Raw genomic sequence first — 16,830 nt, 5'->3', positions numbered from 1 at the left:
CTCAGGACGCCTGGGCCAGCGGGTCATAGGCAAGGATGCTGGCGGACGAACCGGTCACGTCACGGGCAAGCCCGGCGACCTCGGTCAGCATCGTATCGGCGAAGAACCGGGCCAGCAGACGGCGATGCGCGGTTGCCTTTGCATCAACGTCCTGATGCAGCGCGCCTTTGGCAAGCAGCGCGGCTCCAAGCGTCAGTCCGGCCAGGCGCAAGTAAGGCGTTGCGCCGGCCTGCGCCTCGGCAATGCGACCGTCAGCCAGTGCCTGCTGCATCCAGCCAGTTGCCCCGGTGAGGTCCGCAATTGCGGCCTCCAGCGGCTTGGCCAGGCCTGCGACGCCTGCGTCCCCGTGCGCCTTCGCTTCGGACGCGATGGCCGACAGCTCCTCGATGAAGCGCTTCACATGCGCGCCGCCGGACAGCGGAAGCTTGCGCTGCACCAGATCAATGGCCTGAATGCCGTTGGTGCCTTCGTAGATCGGGGCAATGCGGGCATCGCGCAGGTGCTGTGCCGCGCCAGTTTCCTCGATGAAGCCCATGCCACCGTGGATCTGCACGCCGAGCGACGCGGTTTCAACGCCGAAGTCGGTCGACAGGGCTTTGGCGATCGGGGTCAGCAGACCGGCGCGGTCGCTCCAGTAGGTCTTGTCCTCGGCGGTCGTGGCAAGGCGCGCGCGGTCGATGGCGTGGGCGCAGGCGTAACAGATCGCACGGGCAACCTGCGTGCGGGCCTGCATGCCAAGGAGCATCCGCTTGACGTCCGGATGCAGGGCAATGGCGCTCATGCCTTCGCCAGTGTCGCCCGGTGCCTTGCCCTGGCGGCGATCCAGCGCATAGGACAGGGCCTTCTGATAGGCGCGTTCGGATACACCCAGTCCCTGCACGCCAACGGCAAGCCGGGCGTTGTTCATCATCGTGAACATGCAGGCAAGGCCACGGTTCTCCTCGCCGATCAGCCAGCCAGTTGCCCCGCCCTCATCACCATAGATCATGGTGCAGGTCGGCGAGCCGTGGATGCCCATCTTGTGTTCAACGCCTGCGCAGCGCACGTCGTTGCGCGCGCCAAGGCTACCGTCCGGATTGACCAGGAACTTCGGCACCAGGAACAACGAGATGCCGCGCGTTCCCGCCGGTGCATCCGGCAGGCGGGCCAGGACGAGATGGACGATGTTGTCCGTCATCTCGTGCTCGCCATAGGTGATGAAGATCTTCTGGCCGAAGATGCGGTAGGTGCCGTCAGGATTGCGCTCCGCACGCGCCTTCAGGGCATTGAGGTCGGAACCAGCCTGCGGCTCGGTCAGGTTCATCGTGCCGGTCCATTCGCCGGACACGAGCTTCTCGAGATACGTCGCCTTGAGATCGTCGCTGGCATGCTTTTCCAGCGCTTCGATTGCACCGACCGTCAGAGTCGGGCAAATGGCAAAGGCCATGGAACCCGAGTTCCACATCTCCAGTGTGGCGATGTAGAGCATCAGCGGCAGCCCCTGTCCGCCATGTGCCGGATCAGCAGCAAGCCCGTTCCAGCCCCCCTCGATCCACTTGTGATACAGATCAGTCCAGGCCTGCGGGATCGTGACCTTGCCGTCCTTAAACGGTGTTCCGGTCTTGTCGGAGACGGCGTTGAGCGGCGCGATTTCTTCGGCTGTAAAGCGCCCCGCCTCCGTGAGGATTGCCTCCACGAGATCGTCGGAGAGTTCATCCATTCCAGGCAGCGAGCGAAGTTCCTGCAACCCGGCGACATGGTTCAAGGTGAAGGCAATTTCAGACAGAGGTGCGCGATACATCGGTTTCTCCCTCTTGCGCGAGCGCTTGCCGCTTGACGGCAGCGGGCCTAGCCCCCAAAACGCCGCGCAACGTTCTTGATTTCAGGCGAACGTATAGACGTTTACGTAAACGTCAATACCATTACCCGTCGGTAGCCTTTGCTCAGGGCAGAGCCTGCCTTCGATGAGGCCGGGATGACCATCACAATGCAACGCTGGTCCGTGGATTTGAAGTCCACCGCATGGATGACCTCGAAATTGCTGCAGCCGGTTGCCGATGCGCTGGCGGCCGGGGCATTGGTCGGGGTGCCGACCGAGACCGTCTATGGTCTGGCGGCCGATGCAACCAATGGCATTGCCTGCGCGGGCATTTATGCCGCGAAAGGGCGACCGAGCTTCAACCCGTTGATTTCGCATGTCGAAAGCCTTGAGGCCGCCCGGTGCCATGGCATCTTCGACGAGCGCGCCCTGAGATTGGCCAATGCTTTCTGGCCGGGCCCGCTGACGCTCGTGGTGCCGCGCCGGGAAGGCTCGCCGATTGCGGATCTGGTGACAGCCGGACTGGAGACACTGGCGCTGCGGGTTCCAGACGCTCCGGTGATGCGCTGGCTGGCCGAGGCCAGTGGACGGCCGCTGGCGGCACCGAGCGCCAACCTGTCTGGCAAGATCAGTCCGACCACGGCAGATGACGTCATCGGTGACCTTGCAGGCAAGCTTGCCCATGTGATCGATGCCGGCTCCTGCCCGATCGGGCTGGAGTCCACAATTGTCAGCCTGGCAGGCCCGCGCCCGACACTGCTTCGGCCCGGCGGCCTGCCGCGGTCTGCAATTGAAACTGTTCTTGGTGAGCCGCTGGTCGTCGCGGAGACGGATGACGCCGCTCCGATGGCTCCTGGCATGATGACATCGCATTATGCCCCCGGCGCGCATGTGCGCCTTGATGCAAAGGACGTGCAGCCGGGCGAGGCCTTGCTCGCATTTGGGTCGGTGCCACCGGTGAACGCCGGCCATGCAGTTCAGGTGTTCAACCTGTCCGTTGCAGGAGACCTTGCGGAGGCCGCAGCCAACCTGTTCAAGGGATTGCGAATTCTCGACCGCTCGGGCGCAGCAACCATCGCGGTGCAACCAGTTCCTGAAAGGGATCTCGGCGAGGCGATCAATGACCGCCTGCGCCGGGCCGCTGCGCCACGCAGCTGATCCCGGCGCAGGTCTTCAATATCAGTAGTTCAGATAGGACGAGCCAAGGGTGTCGCGGTACTTGTCGACCCAGGCCTTGTTGATGTTGGCAATCGTGCCGTCCGCTTCAGCTTCCTTGAAGCAGCGTTCAAAGTCGGCTGCATGGGCCGGGTCCCGGAACTGCATGACATAGGGCGACGGCTCGAACAGCGCATTGAAGCGGACCGGCTGGTTCGGATCGAACGGCAGCGCTTCCTTGCTTTCTTTCAGCTGCCGGCTGTATTCGGCAAAGATCATGCCGTCGCCAACGGCAGCAGCCGCACGCCCGCCAAAGACGAGCTTGTTCTGGGTAATCTGATCCGCCATCTCGCGGTACTCGGAGAAGCCCTTGCTGGCATCACCGAAGCCCGGAATGATTTCAGCGGCGCCCTTGAAGGCCACAACGCTGTTGCCCTTGAGATCGCCGAGAGCTTCGAACGGTTGCGGACGCGAGGCAAGGAACGCGACGCCGTTCTGATACGCAATGTATTGGGACGTCGGTGTGCCGGGAAGCGGGAAGCCAGGAGGAACGGTTGTTACGGCATCGCCGGCACCGTCCTTGAAACTGGCCCAGTGGCGCGTGAAGGGCTGAACTTCGAATTTCACTGTATGGCCACAGCGCTCCAAAGTCGTCTTGATGATTTCGGCTTCGCGGCCCGTGCCGTCCGCATTCATCATCGGCGGCAGGTCGCCTGCGAGAATTTTGATCTCGGCTGCATTGGCCGTCAAACATGCGGCAGACACCAGAAAGAAGCTCACACTCACCCGCAACATATTCCGCATTGTATGCTCCTGCGTCTGACGATCGGTAAAAGACTTTGCAAGTGATCCGGGTCGGACCTCCTGTATGGCGGCGAGACTCTTGCTCCAGGAATGGGGAACCGCACCATTGAGATCGACTATATTCGAAAAAAATGAAGCATTCCCTAAAGTTAAATTACCAACATGCGTGTTAAATTTTCACGAAATTTTGCCTATTCACATAATTTTTAACCGGCAGTATCGAGAATTCTGTGTAACTTGCGAGTTAACACCTCAAAACCTTACGCAATTCTAAAAATCTCAAGCTGAATTTGCTCCATTGATATTATCTGCAGGTCTCGCTTATTCACAGTTTTGCCGGCGTATATTACGGTAATCCGCTCGACGTTCCGCGACGGAATCACGTATTCAATAGTTAGACGGGTGATGCAGCGGACCTCCCCTCGAGCATAGCGATGCTCGCACCTTCCAGAGGACTTGGCCTTGCGGCCAGGTCCTTTTTTCTGTGCCTTTTCCAGGCGCATGCTTGGCAAAAGCCCTATCTCACCATTCGGCCGGTGTTTGACCTGACGCATTGACAGGCCTTGCATCATGACGCTCACTGACGGCTCTCGACTTTCAGTCTCGCGCCGCCCCGGAGCCGCCTTGTCCACCCTGTATATTTCCCATCCTTGCTTCCTTGACCATCTGACGCCGATTGGCCATCCAGAACGGCCGGATCGGTTGCGGGCGATTGACCGGGTTCTGGAACACGAGCGGTTTCAGTCGCTGGAGCGCGACACGGCGCCGATAGGCGCAATCGAGGACATCGCCCGCGCGCATCCAGGTGCCTATATCGACCGGCTTTACAAGGCGGCACCGCAGGAAGGCCTGGTGCGGATCGACGCGGACACGACCATGTCGCCGGGAAGCTGGGAGGCCGCATTGCGCGGCGTCGGCGGTGCGTGCCGGGCCGTCGATGAAGTCCTGACCCGAAAGGTTGGCAACGCCTTCGTCGCCTCGCGCCCCCCGGGCCACCATGCCGAGCATGATCGCGCCATGGGGTTCTGCCTTTTCAACAATGTTGCCATCGCCGCCCGCTACGCACAGGCACGCTATGGCCTTGGCCGGGTCGCCATCGTTGATTTCGACGTGCATCACGGCAATGGCACCCAGGATATTTTCTGGGCCGATCCCTCGGTGATGTATGTCTCCACCCATCAGATGCCGCTTTATCCTGGCAGCGGTGCGGCAGACGAGCGGGGCGACGCCGATACGATTGTCAACGTGCCGCTGGCCGCCGGCGACGACGGCGCCATATTTCGCGAAGCCGTGGAAACGGCCGTGCTGCCGCGACTGGAGCATTTTGCCCCGGAACTGATCCTGATCTCGGCGGGCTTCGACGCCCATGCCCGCGATCCGCTCGGCGGGCTTGCCCTGCTGGAGGCCGATTTCGGCTGGATCACCCGACAGTTGATGGATGTCGCCGATCGCCACGGCAATGGGCATGTCGTATCCATTCTTGAGGGCGGCTACGATCTTGAAGGACTTGCCCGCTCGACGGCGGCCCATGTCATGACCCTGATGACAGGCTAGCGCGCGCCGAACAGCCAGCGCCGGAATAAACGGTGAGCCACATCTGCGATGCGGCACCGGCTCTTGACCTTTGGCGCGGTTGCAGCGAGGGTTGCGGCCCGCCAGCCGAGGCTGTTCCATCGTTGTTTCTGTGAGCCACGCCATGACCCAGATGCCCGCCGATCTCGCCGCTTTTTCCTTCGAGGAGGCTCTGCGTCAGCTTGAGCAGATCGTCCAGGCGCTGGAACAGGGCAACGTGCCGCTGGAAAAGAGCATCGAGATGTATGAGCGCGGGGCCCAGTTGCGTGCCCATTGCGACCGGCTGCTGAAACAGGCCGAGGAAAAGGTCGAGAAAATTCAGCTCGGCGCCGATGGCCGGGCGCAAGGAACCACCCCCCTTGATCCGGAAAGCTGATCAGGCAAGACTTTGGCCGACAAGGGCTGCATGGCCCGCATGAGGCAGTGAGGGCCGGGAGTTCTGTCCCGACATGACGCAACCCGACGATGACCCCCGTGATGCGCTGATCGACAGCCTCTACGCTGCGGTGAATGCCCCTGCCATGTGGCCGGATGCGGCTGTCCGGATCGGGGCGGAACTTGGCGGGACAGCTTATCTGTTCGAGTTTTCTGCCGGCGGGCGGCACACAGGCCGCTATTGTTCGCCGGAACAGGCTCTTGTGCCCCTGCAATTGCTGGTCGCCCTCAAGACAGCCAGCGGCCGTTCGATGCTTGGCTTCATGCTCAACGAGGCCGAACTGCAAACGCCCTACTGCAAGCAGGCACTCACCTCACAGATCGACGACCTGCTCTGGGCTGGCCCGCACAGTGACCTGGTACAGACGCATGGACTTCTGGCCGCCGTCCGGGCCAATGGCGGCGGGCGGGATATCTTCATGCTTCTGTCAATGCCTGGCAGCCCCGGTCTCTCAGCGGCGAATTTTCCGTTCACCCGCCGCCTTCTACAGGCTCTTGGGCAGGGCCTGGAACTGGCCGGGCAACGCCGCAACCACATGCTCGACCTGCAGCGCCAGCGGATGCTGACGCGGCATGATGGCGGCAATGCGATTCTGATTGATGAAATGCGCCGCGTGGTCGCAACAACGCCAGGGGGCATCGAAGCACTCGCTGCTGCCGACCTGTTTGATACCCGCAGCGGCCGGCTGCAGATCGTGCCCAAGGATGTTGACGAACTCCTGGACGAGTTGCTCGAGGAGGTCCGGCAACATGATCGGTCGGGGCCGCCACCTGCAATCCAGATCCGCGACAGCCTGCACAGCCGGTTTGACGGTGCCCTTTGCCGATTTGTCCTGCGGACGGTGTGGCCGGTGCCTGGGCTCGACGCCGAGCCTTCGGACGGCCATGTGCTCATCACGCTTCGCGAAGCACCGGCAATTTCGCGCGATGCCCGCGATGCACTCCAGTCCGTCTTTGGCCTGTCGAAAAGCGAGGCCCGGCTTGCCTATTACCTCGCCATGACCGGCTCCCTGACCGAAACCCTCGAAACGCTCTGTATTACGCGAAACACCGGCAAGACGCATCTGCGCCGCATTTTTGAAAAGACCGGAGCAGGATCACAGACCGAGCTGTATCAGCTGATGTTCCGCATCTCGGCACTTTATTGAAAACGGCAAGAAAACCGACCGCAAGGCCTCATTGTTTCTACGTACGAAATACTACATATCAATATGTGCAGACTTAAAAAAACGGGGCCGCGCATAGCACGGCCCCAGTTATCACTGTGCACGTGGCCCCATCGACCACGCAAAACCATTATGACATTTTTTACCGAGCCGCATCACCCAAGCGGGTGACAAAATAAACTGACTTCGTTTTTGTTCAATCACAGCGCGAGCTGTATAGCCGCACCGCCCTATATCCTTCGTGTCGCAGGGTTTGCGCCCCTTGCGCCCTTCGTGTAAGCGTCGGTGCTTGTCTGCGCCCATTTGGAGTGGTTGAGAGCGTGTCCGTCAAGCCGCATACCCCCCTGCTCGATCTGCTGACTGATATTTCGGTGCTGCGGTCGATTCCCGAAGCCGACCTGCCCCAACTGGCTCAGGAACTGCGCGCAGAAACCATTGATGCCGTGTCCCAGACCGGCGGCCACCTTGGTGCCGGCCTTGGCGTCGTTGAATTGACCGTGGCGATCCATCACGTCTTCAACACGCCGGACGACCGGCTGATCTGGGACGTCGGCCACCAGTGCTACCCGCACAAGATCCTGACCGGGCGCCGCGACCGCATCCGCACCCTGAGACAGCCGAACGGTTTGTCCGGGTTTACAAAGCGTAGCGAGAGCGAATTCGACCCCTTTGGCGCGGCGCACTCCTCGACGTCGATCTCGGCAGGCCTCGGCATGGCAGTGGCCCGGGATCTGGACGGCCGCAAGAACAACGTCATTGCTGTCATCGGCGATGGCGCGATGTCCGCAGGCATGGCCTATGAGGCCATGAACAACGCAGGCTCGATGAACTCGCGCCTGATAGTGATCCTGAACGACAATGACATGTCGATCGCCCCGCCGGTGGGCGCGATGTCGGCCTATCTGGCCAAGCTGGTGTCCGGGCCAACCTACAAATCTCTGCGCGATGCGGCCAAGCACATTGCCAAGGCTTTGCCGCGTCCCTTGCAGGAGAAGGCGGCGCGCGCGGAAGAATACGCGCGGGGCTTCTGGACCGGCGGGACCATGTTCGAGGAGCTGGGCTTCTATTATGTCGGCCCGGTGGATGGTCACAATCTGGAGCATCTTCTCCCGGTTCTGAAGAACGTGCGTGACACGCATCAAGGGCCGGTGCTGATCCATGTCGTGACCCAGAAGGGCAAGGGCTACGCGCCGGCGGAAGGCGCCAAGGACAAGTACCATGGCGTCGCGAAGTTCGATGTCATCACCGGCAAGCAGGCCAAGCCCAAGGCCAATGCCCCCAGCTACACCTCCGTTTTCGCCCAGTCCCTGATCCAGGAGGCCGAACACGACGACAAGATCGTTGCCGTCACCGCCGCCATGCCGGATGGGACAGGTCTGGACCTGATGCAGCAGGTCATGCCGGCACGCGTCTTTGACGTGGGCATCGCCGAGCAGCATGCCGTCACCTTTGCCGCCGGTCTTGCCAGCGAAGGCTACAAGCCATTCTGTGCCATCTACTCCACATTCCTGCAGCGCGGCTATGACCAGTTGGTCCATGACGTCGCGATCCAGGGGCTTCCTGTCCGGTTCCCCATCGATCGCGCCGGTCTTGTCGGCGCGGACGGACCGACCCATGCAGGCTCTTTCGACACGGCGTTTCTCGCCTGCCTGCCCGGCTTTGTCGTGATGGCCGCCTCCGATGAGGCGGAGCTGCGGCATATGGTGGCGACGGCTGCGGCCTATGACGAAGGGCCGATTTCCTTCCGCTATCCGCGTGGTGAAGGCGTGGGCATTGATTTGCCCGAGCGTGGCCAGGTGCTTGAGATCGGCAAGGGCGTGATCCGCAAGGAAGGCACCAAGGTTGCGTTGCTGTCCTTCGGAACCCGTCTGGCGGAATGCATGAAAGCCGCCGACGAGCTGGACGCTGCGGGGCTCTCGACCACCGTTGCCGATGCCCGCTTTGCCAAGCCGCTGGACATGGACCTGATCGCACGGCTCGCCCGCGAACACGAAGTGCTGGTAATGATCGAGGAAGGGTCTGTCGGAGGCTTTGGCAGCCATGTCCTGACCGCGCTCGCCGATATCGGCGCGCTTGACCGTGGTCTCAAGGTCCGGTGCATGCGCCTGCCGGATCGCTATCAGGATCAGGACAAGCCGGAGCAGATGTACAAGGATGCGCTGCTGACGTCAGAGGGCATTCTCGTCACCGTGTTCGAAGCTCTGGGCCGTGACATGAGCGGATCGGTCCGGACAGCATAAGACCTGACCGGCTGTTGCGGACACGATCCGCAACAGCCGGTCAGGCCCCTGTTCTCCATCGCAACAAGCCAGCCCAAATCGGCTATCATGCCGGCGCGCAGTGGCAGCATGGCCGTCTTGCTGTCGGCGACCAGGAATCCGGTCTCATGTTCAAGGCTCTCGCTTCGATCTCGGCGCTTCTGGCCTCGGTCGCCCTGCTGCTTGTCGGTCACGGCCTGCAAGGCACCTTGCTGCCGCTTGCGGCGCAACAGGCAGCGTTCTCGGATCTTGCAATCGGCCTGATCTCCTCGGCCTATTTCGTTGGCATGGTTGCGGGGTGCCTGGCGGGTCCGTTCGTTATCCGCCGAGCCGGTCACGTGCGCGCCTTCGCGGCGCTGGTGTCGCTGATGTCGGCCGCAGTGCTGCTGCACCCGGTCTACGTTGATCCGGTCGCGTGGTTCGTGATCCGTGTGATCTCCGGCTTTTGCCTGGCCGGGTTCTACATGATCGTCGAGAGCTGGCTGAATGAGGCAGCGGACAACCGCAACCGCGGCATGATCATGTCGTTCTATATCGTCGTTCTCTACGCCGCGATGATGGTTGGCCAGATCTCGATTTCCCTTGTCGGCATCGAGAGTTTCGTCCCGTTCATTCTTGCCTCGGTCATGGTCAGCCTCGCTGTCATTCCGGTTTCCCTGACCACATCGACCCAACCGGCGCCGATCACCATCGTCCGGTTTCGGCCGGTCAAGCTGTATCAGACATCGCCGGCGGCCTTCGTCGGGTGCTTCCTGGTCGGACTGGCCAGCAGTGCGGTATGGACGCTGGCGCCGATCTACGGAACACAGATCGGACTGACAACCACGGAAGCTGCCTACTACGCCGCAGCCTTCATCGGTGGCGGTGTCATTGGCCAATGGCCGTTCGGCCGGCTTTCAGACCGGATGGACCGGCGTCACGTGCTGCTGGGCCTCGCGCTTGCGACGCTTGCGATTGCCGGCGCCATTGCGCTTATCGAGCCGCGCGCGCCATGGATCGCGACCCTCTGCGTCGTGGGCGTCGGAGCCGTGCTACAGCCCGCCTATTCGGTGGCAGTGGCGCATGCCTTTGACCACGCCAAGGCCTCGGACTATGTCGAAACCTCATCAGGCCTGCTGCTGTCTTACGGGATCGGATCCATCATCGGGCCGACTGGTGCGTCGATCGCGATGCAGACTGTCGGGCCTTCGGGGCTTTACCTGCTCGTCGGCGGCGTCCAGTTGCTAACCATCGCATTCGTCCTGACCCGGCTTTTTGCCCGCGCGACGCCGGCGCAAGACATGAAGCGCGACTTTGGCCCGGAGGCGACATCCCCGGTCGGCGCAGTGATCTCACCGGAACCGGGACATGCTGCGGACTGATGCAAAGTCCGGTCCTCAGTGCAAGCACACCTTGGCACCCAGCCTGCGGCAAGATTTCACTCGCCTACGGCCCGTTGCTCACCCATAGTGCGCCCATGCTCCGGACAGGCACCACATTCCGTTTCTTGCGCCGCGAACGGCATCCGATTGTCGTGCTTGGCATCGTGGCCTTGGTCGCCCGGCTTCTTCTGGTCTCGATCGGCCTGACCGGCACCGTCGCAACGGTGGATGCCTCTGCCTGGGCCGAGGGGCTGATCTGCACCTCGCAGGCTGGCGCTGGTGAACCCGTCCGCGGGCATGATCCGATCCATTGTGCCTGCGGCCCGGCGTGCCTGCATCTCGGCTTCTCGCCCGCACTGGACTTCGCCGCGCTACCAACCATCCTTGTCGTGACGGCGGCGTCGAGCCTGCCCTACGCTGATCAATCGCCCGTTGCATCCCTTGTCCGGAGCAAACGCCAGATCCGTGGTCCTCCGCAGTCCTGAAACACCCGACCCAATCCGGACGCCGACCCGGCGTAACTTTGAATTCTGTTTCAGGACCTGATCATGACCCTTCTGAAGTCCCTCGTTGCTGCCGCTCTCCTGTCGACCACGCTTGCCGCCAGCGCCCTTGCCGGCGAAGCCACCGTTGGTGACATCGCCGTTCGTGATGCCTGGACCCGTGCAACGCCGCCGAATGCGATGGCTGGCGGCGGTTTTCTGATCATCACCAACAAGGGCGCGGCCGACGACAAGCTGGTGGCTGCCAGCGCACCGGTCACCGAGCGCACCGAACTGCATGAAATGGCCGTCATCGACGGCGTGATGAAAATGCGCGAAATGGAGGGCGGCATTCCCGTTCCCGCTGGCGCAACGGTCGAGCTGAAGCCGGGCGGCCTGCATGTGATGTTCATGGACATCAAGCAGCCGCTGAAGGAAGGCGAGACACTGCCGATCACCCTGACCTTCGAGAAGGCCGGAACTGTCACCGTCGACATGCCGATTGCCAAGATTGGCGCCAAGGAAATGAACCACGACATGCACGGTGGCCACGGTGGCCATGGCACGAAGAAGCCCTCCAATTAAGGCGAAACCAACATGTCAGCGCTCAAATTCGTGCGCTACGGGGCCTGGGCGGCAGTTGCCGCCCTTGCACTCGGCGCAGGCTATGTCAGCTACAAGCAGGTCGCGGGCGGCTCAGCCCCCACGACCCTGATCGAACCGGTCGCCTCGATTGGCGGGCCTTTCTCGCTCGTCAATGGCAACAATGAACCTGTCTCGGATGCCACCTTCAAGGGCAAGCCGACCGTGATGTTCTTCGGCTTCACCTTCTGCCCGGACGTTTGCCCGACCACCCTGTCTGACCTGCAGGGCTGGATCGAGCAGCTCGGACCGGACGCAGAGAAGCTGAACTATGCCTTCGTGACCGTTGATCCGGAACGCGACACGCCGCAGGTGATGAAAGACTATGTCGCTGCCTTTGATCCGAGGGTTCAGGCCCTGTCGGGGACACGGGAGCAGATCGATGCTATGATCAAGGCGTACCGGGTTTATGCCAAGAAGGTGCCGCTGGATGCCGGCGGCTACACAATGGACCACACGGCGGCCATCTATCTGATGGACAAGAACAATCGCTTCGTTGGCACCATCGCCTACGAGGAAAACCCGGAAACGGCCCTGGCCAAGTTGCGGCGGATGATCGCTGAAGCTGCGGCCAGCTGACGGGCATTCGGGAGCGTGGAAATGCAGTCGCGATACTGGATGACAGGCGCAGGTGTTGGCGGCGGGGCCCTGGTCCTGGCGGCGAGCCTCGCCTGGCTGAAGTTCGGCGAAGCGATCTACTTTGATCGCCTGATGTCCGGCCTGGCTGGCTGCTTCTGATCTTTCTGTTATTTCAGGCACTTGAGACACATGGCGCACCGTGAAAGGCTGGACCAGCGGCTGGTTGATCTCGGGCTGACCCCCAGCCGGGCACGGGCTCGCGACGCGGTGCTGCGCGGCACGGTGACCGTGGATGGCCGCACCGCCACCAAGCCCGGCCAACCCGTTGACCTGGCAGCCAAAATCGAGATCTCCGATCCCGCCGGGGCCTATGTCTCCCGCGCCGCGCTTAAGCTTATTGCCGCGCTGGACGGCTTTGCGGTTTCGCCTGAGGGCCGCATCTGTCTCGACGTCGGCGCTTCGACTGGCGGCTTTACCCAGGTGCTGCTGGAGCGCGGCGCTGCCCGGGTACATGCCATCGATGTCGGCCACGGGCAGATGCATGAGAGCATCTCGAATGACCCGCGCGTCAACCGGCGCGACGGTCTCAACGCCCGCGACCTGACGGCGCAAGACATTGAAACCACTACACCTTCTCTCATCGTCAGCGATGTCAGCTTCATCTCGCTGAAGCTCGCGCTGCCCCCGGCCCTCGACCTTGCCGCGCCGGGTGCCGAAGCGCTTCTGCTGGTCAAGCCGCAGTTCGAGGTGGGCCGCGAAGGCGTTGGCAAGGGCGGACTGGTGGCACCGGACCGGGCCGAGGCCTCGGCCGGGGAGCTTCGGGACTGGCTGGACGGCCTCCCCGGCTGGCAGGCGCTTGGGCTGCTGCCCTCGCCCGTCACTGGCGGTGACGGCAACCGGGAATTCCTGCTCTACGGCCGCAAAACAAGCTGATTTCCAAGGGAAAGCTTGCGGGCCGCCTTCAAGCGGAGTATCGCACGGCCATGACTGACGCGACCCTCGACATCACCATTTCCACCCTCGGACATCTCGGCGACGGCATCGCCGAGGGACCGGATGGCCCCCTTTTCGTGACCGGCGGCCTGCCGGGCGATCACCTCAGGGTGTCGTTGCAGGGCAATCGTGCGACAATTCTGGAGATTCTGACGCCTTCGGCCCACCGCCGTGCGACAAATTCCGACCAGAACCACCATTGCGGCGGCTGCAGCCTGCAGCACATGGATGATGCGACCTATCTCGCCTTCAAGCATGACCAGGTGGTCCGGGCGCTCGCCGACCGGGGCATCGAGGTGCCCGTCGATCCGATCCTCGCCACCCCTCCCGGCAGCCGCCGCCGCGCCGTGCTGACGGCGCTCAGGGCCGGGCACAAGGTGCTGCTCGGCTACCACGAGAAGGGCAGCCACCGGCTGGTGGACCTCATTGAATGCCCGGTTCTGGACCCGGCGATCCTCGCCGCCGTACCGGGCCTGAAGAAGCTCGCCGAGCCGCTGATCCCGCGCAAGGGCGAGCTGCGCCTGACCGTGCTGTCGACGGCCGCCGGGCTGGATGTGGCGATTGACGATCCGGTGACGGGCTACGAGAAGAAGCTGATCCAGGTCTCGGCGCTCGCCGCCGAGATCGGCCTCGCCCGCCTTGCCGTGAAGGGCGAGATCGTCATTGAGGCGCGGGCGCCGGTGCTGATGATCGGCAAGATCGCCGTCGTGCCGCCCCCGGGCGGCTTCACCCAGGCAAGCGCCGTTGCCGAGGAGGAACTGGCGCGGCTGACGCTGGACGCCCTCGGCCCGTCAAAGAAGGCCGCCGACCTCTTCGCCGGCATCGGCACCTTCACCTTCCGCATGGCGCCGCTGATGTCGGTGCACGCTGTGGAGGCCGATGCCGCCGCCATTGCCGCGCTCGACAAGGCAAGCCGCGTGCCTTCGGGCCTCAAGAAGCTGACCTTCGAGCGTCGCGACCTGTTCCGCCGGCCGCTGATGGCCGCCGAACTCAATGCCTTCGACGCCGTCGCCTTCGATCCGCCGCGGGCCGGCGCGCAAGCCCAGGCCGAACAGCTTGCGCTCTCCAAGGTCAAGCGCATCGCGGCCATCTCCTGCAACCCGGCGACGCTTGCCCGCGACCTGCGTATCCTCCTCGACGGAGGCTACAAGCTGACCCGCGTGACCCCGGTCGACCAGTTCCTCTACTCCCCGCATGTGGAAGTGGTGGCGGCTCTGGAGCGGTGAGGCCTGCAGCATCGCCGCGTTTTGAAAAGCAGGCGATGTGCCATATAGTACGAGCATGGGCGCAGCGTGATAGATCGCGCGACGAGGAGCTTCGCCATGTTGAAACGCACGTTTCGCGTGAAGGCCGTGTGGGACGACGAAGCAAAAGTCTTCTACAGCGAAAGTGATATCGAGGGACTGCACATCGAGGCGGCAACCCTCGATGAGTTTGAAGAGATCATGATGGACGAAGCCATCGACATGATCATCAGCAATCACATGTCCGCTGCCGACATCGCTTCCCGGTCGTTCAAGGATATTGTTCCTGCAATCATCTGGCAGCGTCCAGATGTACGAGAAGTTGCCTAGTTGGTCGAGGGCTTCTACCGGCATGTCTGCACGCTGCTATCGTCGCTCGGCTTCAACTATGAGAGAAACGCAAAGGGATCGCACGAGGTCTGGCGATCAGCCAAAACCGGCAAGGCCGTCCTCGTGCCAAGAAACCTCAAGAGCCGGCACACGGCCAACGCAATCTTGAAAGACGCTGGTAGCGCGCATCGGGTGTAGGACCGTGTCGACATGCCATTGGGTGAGGAAAGAATTACGGCCTTTTCAAACACACACCGATACCTCAACAAGACTTGACGTTAAGGTGCCGGGGTCCAGTTTCCGTTACTATCAAAGTTCGGCGAACAGTCCCGGCCAAAGGCATTCCAGAAACCGTCGACCATCGGCCGTAGCGCTGCTTGATATTCTTTATCCGTTGCATAAAAATCTAGAAATATCTCCGGTAAAACCAATATATTGTGCTCCAAAGGATAATTTGGCTCATAATCGTGCCATCCACTTTGTTGAAGGACACAGCCCTTTACATCCACCAGGCTTGCGGAAACTAACATCGGCGGCGTTAAACTCAGTGCTTTCAGACCTTTCAAAAACTTACAGGCAGAACCGACTATGTGACGTTCGACGTTTATGTTTGACAGCATCTTACTGCCGTCCTCCAGCTCACCCCAGATCGTATTGCGAGTATACTCAACCCGACCATCACGAAAGATCTGACAGTAACCAATGCTCGACTCCTTGCTGTGTCCGAGAACTGCAAAGCCATCTATGTTGATGCGCGGAGAGGTGCTGCCACCCACTGGAACTTGCGGTCGAAATTCACTCTCTATAGCTCGCACTTCTACAGGATTAAGTGGAATGTGATCGCCAAATGCCGACATTGGTTGGATATGAAGGATGATCTGACCTCCCTCGCGCTTAATGGGGTAAATGCCCCTGTTTTCCATGATCAAAGCCGTGCGCTCAGCGTGGAAATGCCTTACTTTTTCTCGGATCATGGTTCCCTGCAGAAAAATTGCCCGGAGTTCATCAACATCAGCTTCGTGCACGCCCGATGAATTACGCACATAGTAGCGACTCGAGCCCCCGCCATTTGTGCGATGAGGTGGATAAAAGCTCTTGGGAACACGTATGACCAAAACGTGCCCGCCACCAACCGCAACAAACTCAAGATCAAGCCCAGAAATTCTTGGTTTAATGCTGTCATTTAAAAAATTATTGATACTTAACTTTTCATTTTCGACATTATGTAAAATTATCGGATTAATCCTTGATGCGCACCCTTCACCGTCCTCTTCGATCCCAATAATCAAGTCCCCACCAACTCTATTTGCAAACGCACTAACGTCTTTTAAAAACTCTTTTTTCCGTCGGCATTTTTCTCGTATATGTCTCTTTTAAACTCAATACTGAGACTTTCGCGTACATTATTTTCACATAGCGCCAAAAGATCTAATTCCGTTATTTTATTCAAGGGAATATTTGCAAGAGTCATTGCTTATCTCCAGAACGCCATGAATCATCCTAAACTGGCAAACTTGGATCAAACAACCTTTTTGGTGACCGATTATGACTCGGCATAATCGCTGCCCCCAGATCACGCATCGGTCATGTCGATCTTCTGAAAGCCTCTCCGTGCTGTCCCGGCCTTGAGCCGGGACCTCATCGTTCTGCATGACTGGTGACCGGGCGGAGATACTGCGGCGACCCTGACAGGTCCCGGCACAGGGCCGGGACGGCGCGGGTGGGGTGGTGGCCGGGTGGGTTGCCTGTTGTGGATGCTTCAGGCGCCGGAGTGCGGGTTTCGGGGCGTGAGGGGGCGGAGCAGAACCGGAAAAGACAACGACGTCTGATGGTTACTGGGCTCCTGCCTGCGCAGGAGCGACGAGGGAGAGGCAGGGTGACTTTTGAGTCTGCCACTCCCGTGCCGGTCATCCCCGCCTTGTGCCACTGCTGTCCGGTTTAAGTTTCTGGACAAGGTGCATGACATTGATTCTACTCGTGTTCAGGCGTTTAGCGACGGTCTGGACACGGG

Annotated in this window: 17 protein-coding genes; 14 read left to right on the top strand and 3 right to left on the bottom strand. The window is 61.1% G+C overall.

The features are described from left to right. Position 1: 1 nt before the first annotated feature. Complete coding sequence (locus C8348_RS02360; RefSeq protein ID WP_106751677.1) at positions 2-1,780, bottom strand: acyl-CoA dehydrogenase; 1,779 nt, start codon at positions 1,778-1,780, stop codon at positions 2-4. Positions 1,781-1,966: 186 nt separating this feature from the next. Between C8348_RS02360 and C8348_RS02355 the strand changes: the two genes are divergently transcribed. Continuing rightward, positions 1,967-2,956 (top strand): L-threonylcarbamoyladenylate synthase, encoded by a 990-nt coding sequence (locus C8348_RS02355; protein WP_106752014.1) that lies wholly within the window; start codon positions 1,967-1,969, stop codon positions 2,954-2,956. 21 nt (positions 2,957-2,977) lie between these two features. On the opposite strand, the gene C8348_RS02350 is transcribed toward C8348_RS02355, so the two are convergent. Next, positions 2,978-3,757, bottom strand: a complete 780-nt coding sequence (locus C8348_RS02350; RefSeq protein WP_208983484.1) for a type 2 periplasmic-binding domain-containing protein — start codon at positions 3,755-3,757, stop codon at positions 2,978-2,980. 624 nt (positions 3,758-4,381) lie between these two features. Between C8348_RS02350 and C8348_RS02340 the strand changes: the two genes are divergently transcribed. From C8348_RS02340 to C8348_RS02285, 13 genes are all read left to right on the top strand, one after another. Then, the gene (locus tag C8348_RS02340) at positions 4,382-5,311 is read left to right on the top strand and encodes a histone deacetylase family protein (RefSeq protein WP_208983482.1); all 930 of its coding nucleotides are present in this window, start codon (positions 4,382-4,384) and stop codon (positions 5,309-5,311) included. A gap of 142 nt (positions 5,312-5,453) precedes the next feature. After that, positions 5,454-5,705, top strand: a complete 252-nt coding sequence (locus tag C8348_RS02335; protein WP_106751674.1) for an exodeoxyribonuclease VII small subunit — start codon at positions 5,454-5,456, stop codon at positions 5,703-5,705. 73 nt (positions 5,706-5,778) lie between these two features. Next, on the top strand, positions 5,779-6,912 hold the full coding sequence (locus C8348_RS02330; protein WP_106751673.1) for a helix-turn-helix transcriptional regulator: 1,134 nt from the start codon (positions 5,779-5,781) through the stop codon (positions 6,910-6,912). A 338-nt stretch (positions 6,913-7,250) separates the two neighbouring features. After that, complete coding sequence (gene dxs, locus C8348_RS02325) at positions 7,251-9,170, top strand: 1-deoxy-D-xylulose-5-phosphate synthase (RefSeq protein ID WP_106751672.1); 1,920 nt, start codon at positions 7,251-7,253, stop codon at positions 9,168-9,170. 146 nt (positions 9,171-9,316) lie between these two features. Continuing rightward, positions 9,317-10,549 (top strand): MFS transporter, encoded by a 1,233-nt coding sequence (locus tag C8348_RS02320; protein ID WP_106752012.1) that lies wholly within the window; start codon positions 9,317-9,319, stop codon positions 10,547-10,549. Between the two features lie 95 nt (positions 10,550-10,644). Further along, complete coding sequence (locus C8348_RS02315; protein WP_157950357.1) at positions 10,645-11,034, top strand: hypothetical protein; 390 nt, start codon at positions 10,645-10,647, stop codon at positions 11,032-11,034. Positions 11,035-11,097: 63 nt separating this feature from the next. After that, positions 11,098-11,616, top strand: coding sequence for a copper chaperone PCu(A)C (locus tag C8348_RS02310; RefSeq protein WP_106751670.1), 519 nt, complete (start codon positions 11,098-11,100; stop codon positions 11,614-11,616). Positions 11,617-11,628: 12 nt separating this feature from the next. Further along, entirely contained in the window at positions 11,629-12,252 is a 624-nt protein-coding gene (locus tag C8348_RS02305; RefSeq protein WP_106751669.1) for an SCO family protein, read from the top strand. Positions 12,253-12,273: 21 nt separating this feature from the next. Next, positions 12,274-12,411 (top strand): hypothetical protein, encoded by a 138-nt coding sequence (locus C8348_RS21870; RefSeq protein WP_157950355.1) that lies wholly within the window; start codon positions 12,274-12,276, stop codon positions 12,409-12,411. Between the two features lie 30 nt (positions 12,412-12,441). After that, the gene (locus tag C8348_RS02300) at positions 12,442-13,185 is read left to right on the top strand and encodes a TlyA family RNA methyltransferase (RefSeq protein WP_106751668.1); all 744 of its coding nucleotides are present in this window, start codon (positions 12,442-12,444) and stop codon (positions 13,183-13,185) included. 50 nt (positions 13,186-13,235) lie between these two features. Continuing rightward, entirely contained in the window at positions 13,236-14,471 is a 1,236-nt protein-coding gene (locus C8348_RS02295; protein WP_106751667.1) for a class I SAM-dependent RNA methyltransferase, read from the top strand. Between the two features lie 96 nt (positions 14,472-14,567). Further along, positions 14,568-14,819 carry a DUF1902 domain-containing protein gene (locus C8348_RS02290; RefSeq protein WP_106751666.1) on the top strand — a complete coding sequence of 84 codons (252 nt, stop codon included), beginning with the start codon at positions 14,568-14,570 and terminating at the stop codon, positions 14,817-14,819. Further along, positions 14,820-15,017 carry a type II toxin-antitoxin system HicA family toxin gene (locus tag C8348_RS02285; RefSeq protein WP_106751665.1) on the top strand — a complete coding sequence of 66 codons (198 nt, stop codon included), beginning with the start codon at positions 14,820-14,822 and terminating at the stop codon, positions 15,015-15,017. It abuts the gene before it with no gap. Positions 15,018-15,097: 80 nt separating this feature from the next. On the opposite strand, the gene C8348_RS02280 is transcribed toward C8348_RS02285, so the two are convergent. Further along, positions 15,098-16,183 carry an AlbA family DNA-binding domain-containing protein gene (locus tag C8348_RS02280; protein WP_106751664.1) on the bottom strand — a complete coding sequence of 362 codons (1,086 nt, stop codon included), beginning with the start codon at positions 16,181-16,183 and terminating at the stop codon, positions 15,098-15,100. Between the last annotated feature and the right edge of the window lie 647 nt (positions 16,184-16,830).

This window comes from Pannonibacter carbonis, assembly GCF_003012935.1.
In the GTDB taxonomy this organism is placed as follows: domain Bacteria; phylum Pseudomonadota; class Alphaproteobacteria; order Rhizobiales; family Stappiaceae; genus Pannonibacter; species Pannonibacter carbonis.
The sequence above is the reverse complement of the archived record's forward strand: the minus strand, read 5'-3'. Positions and strand labels throughout refer to the sequence as shown.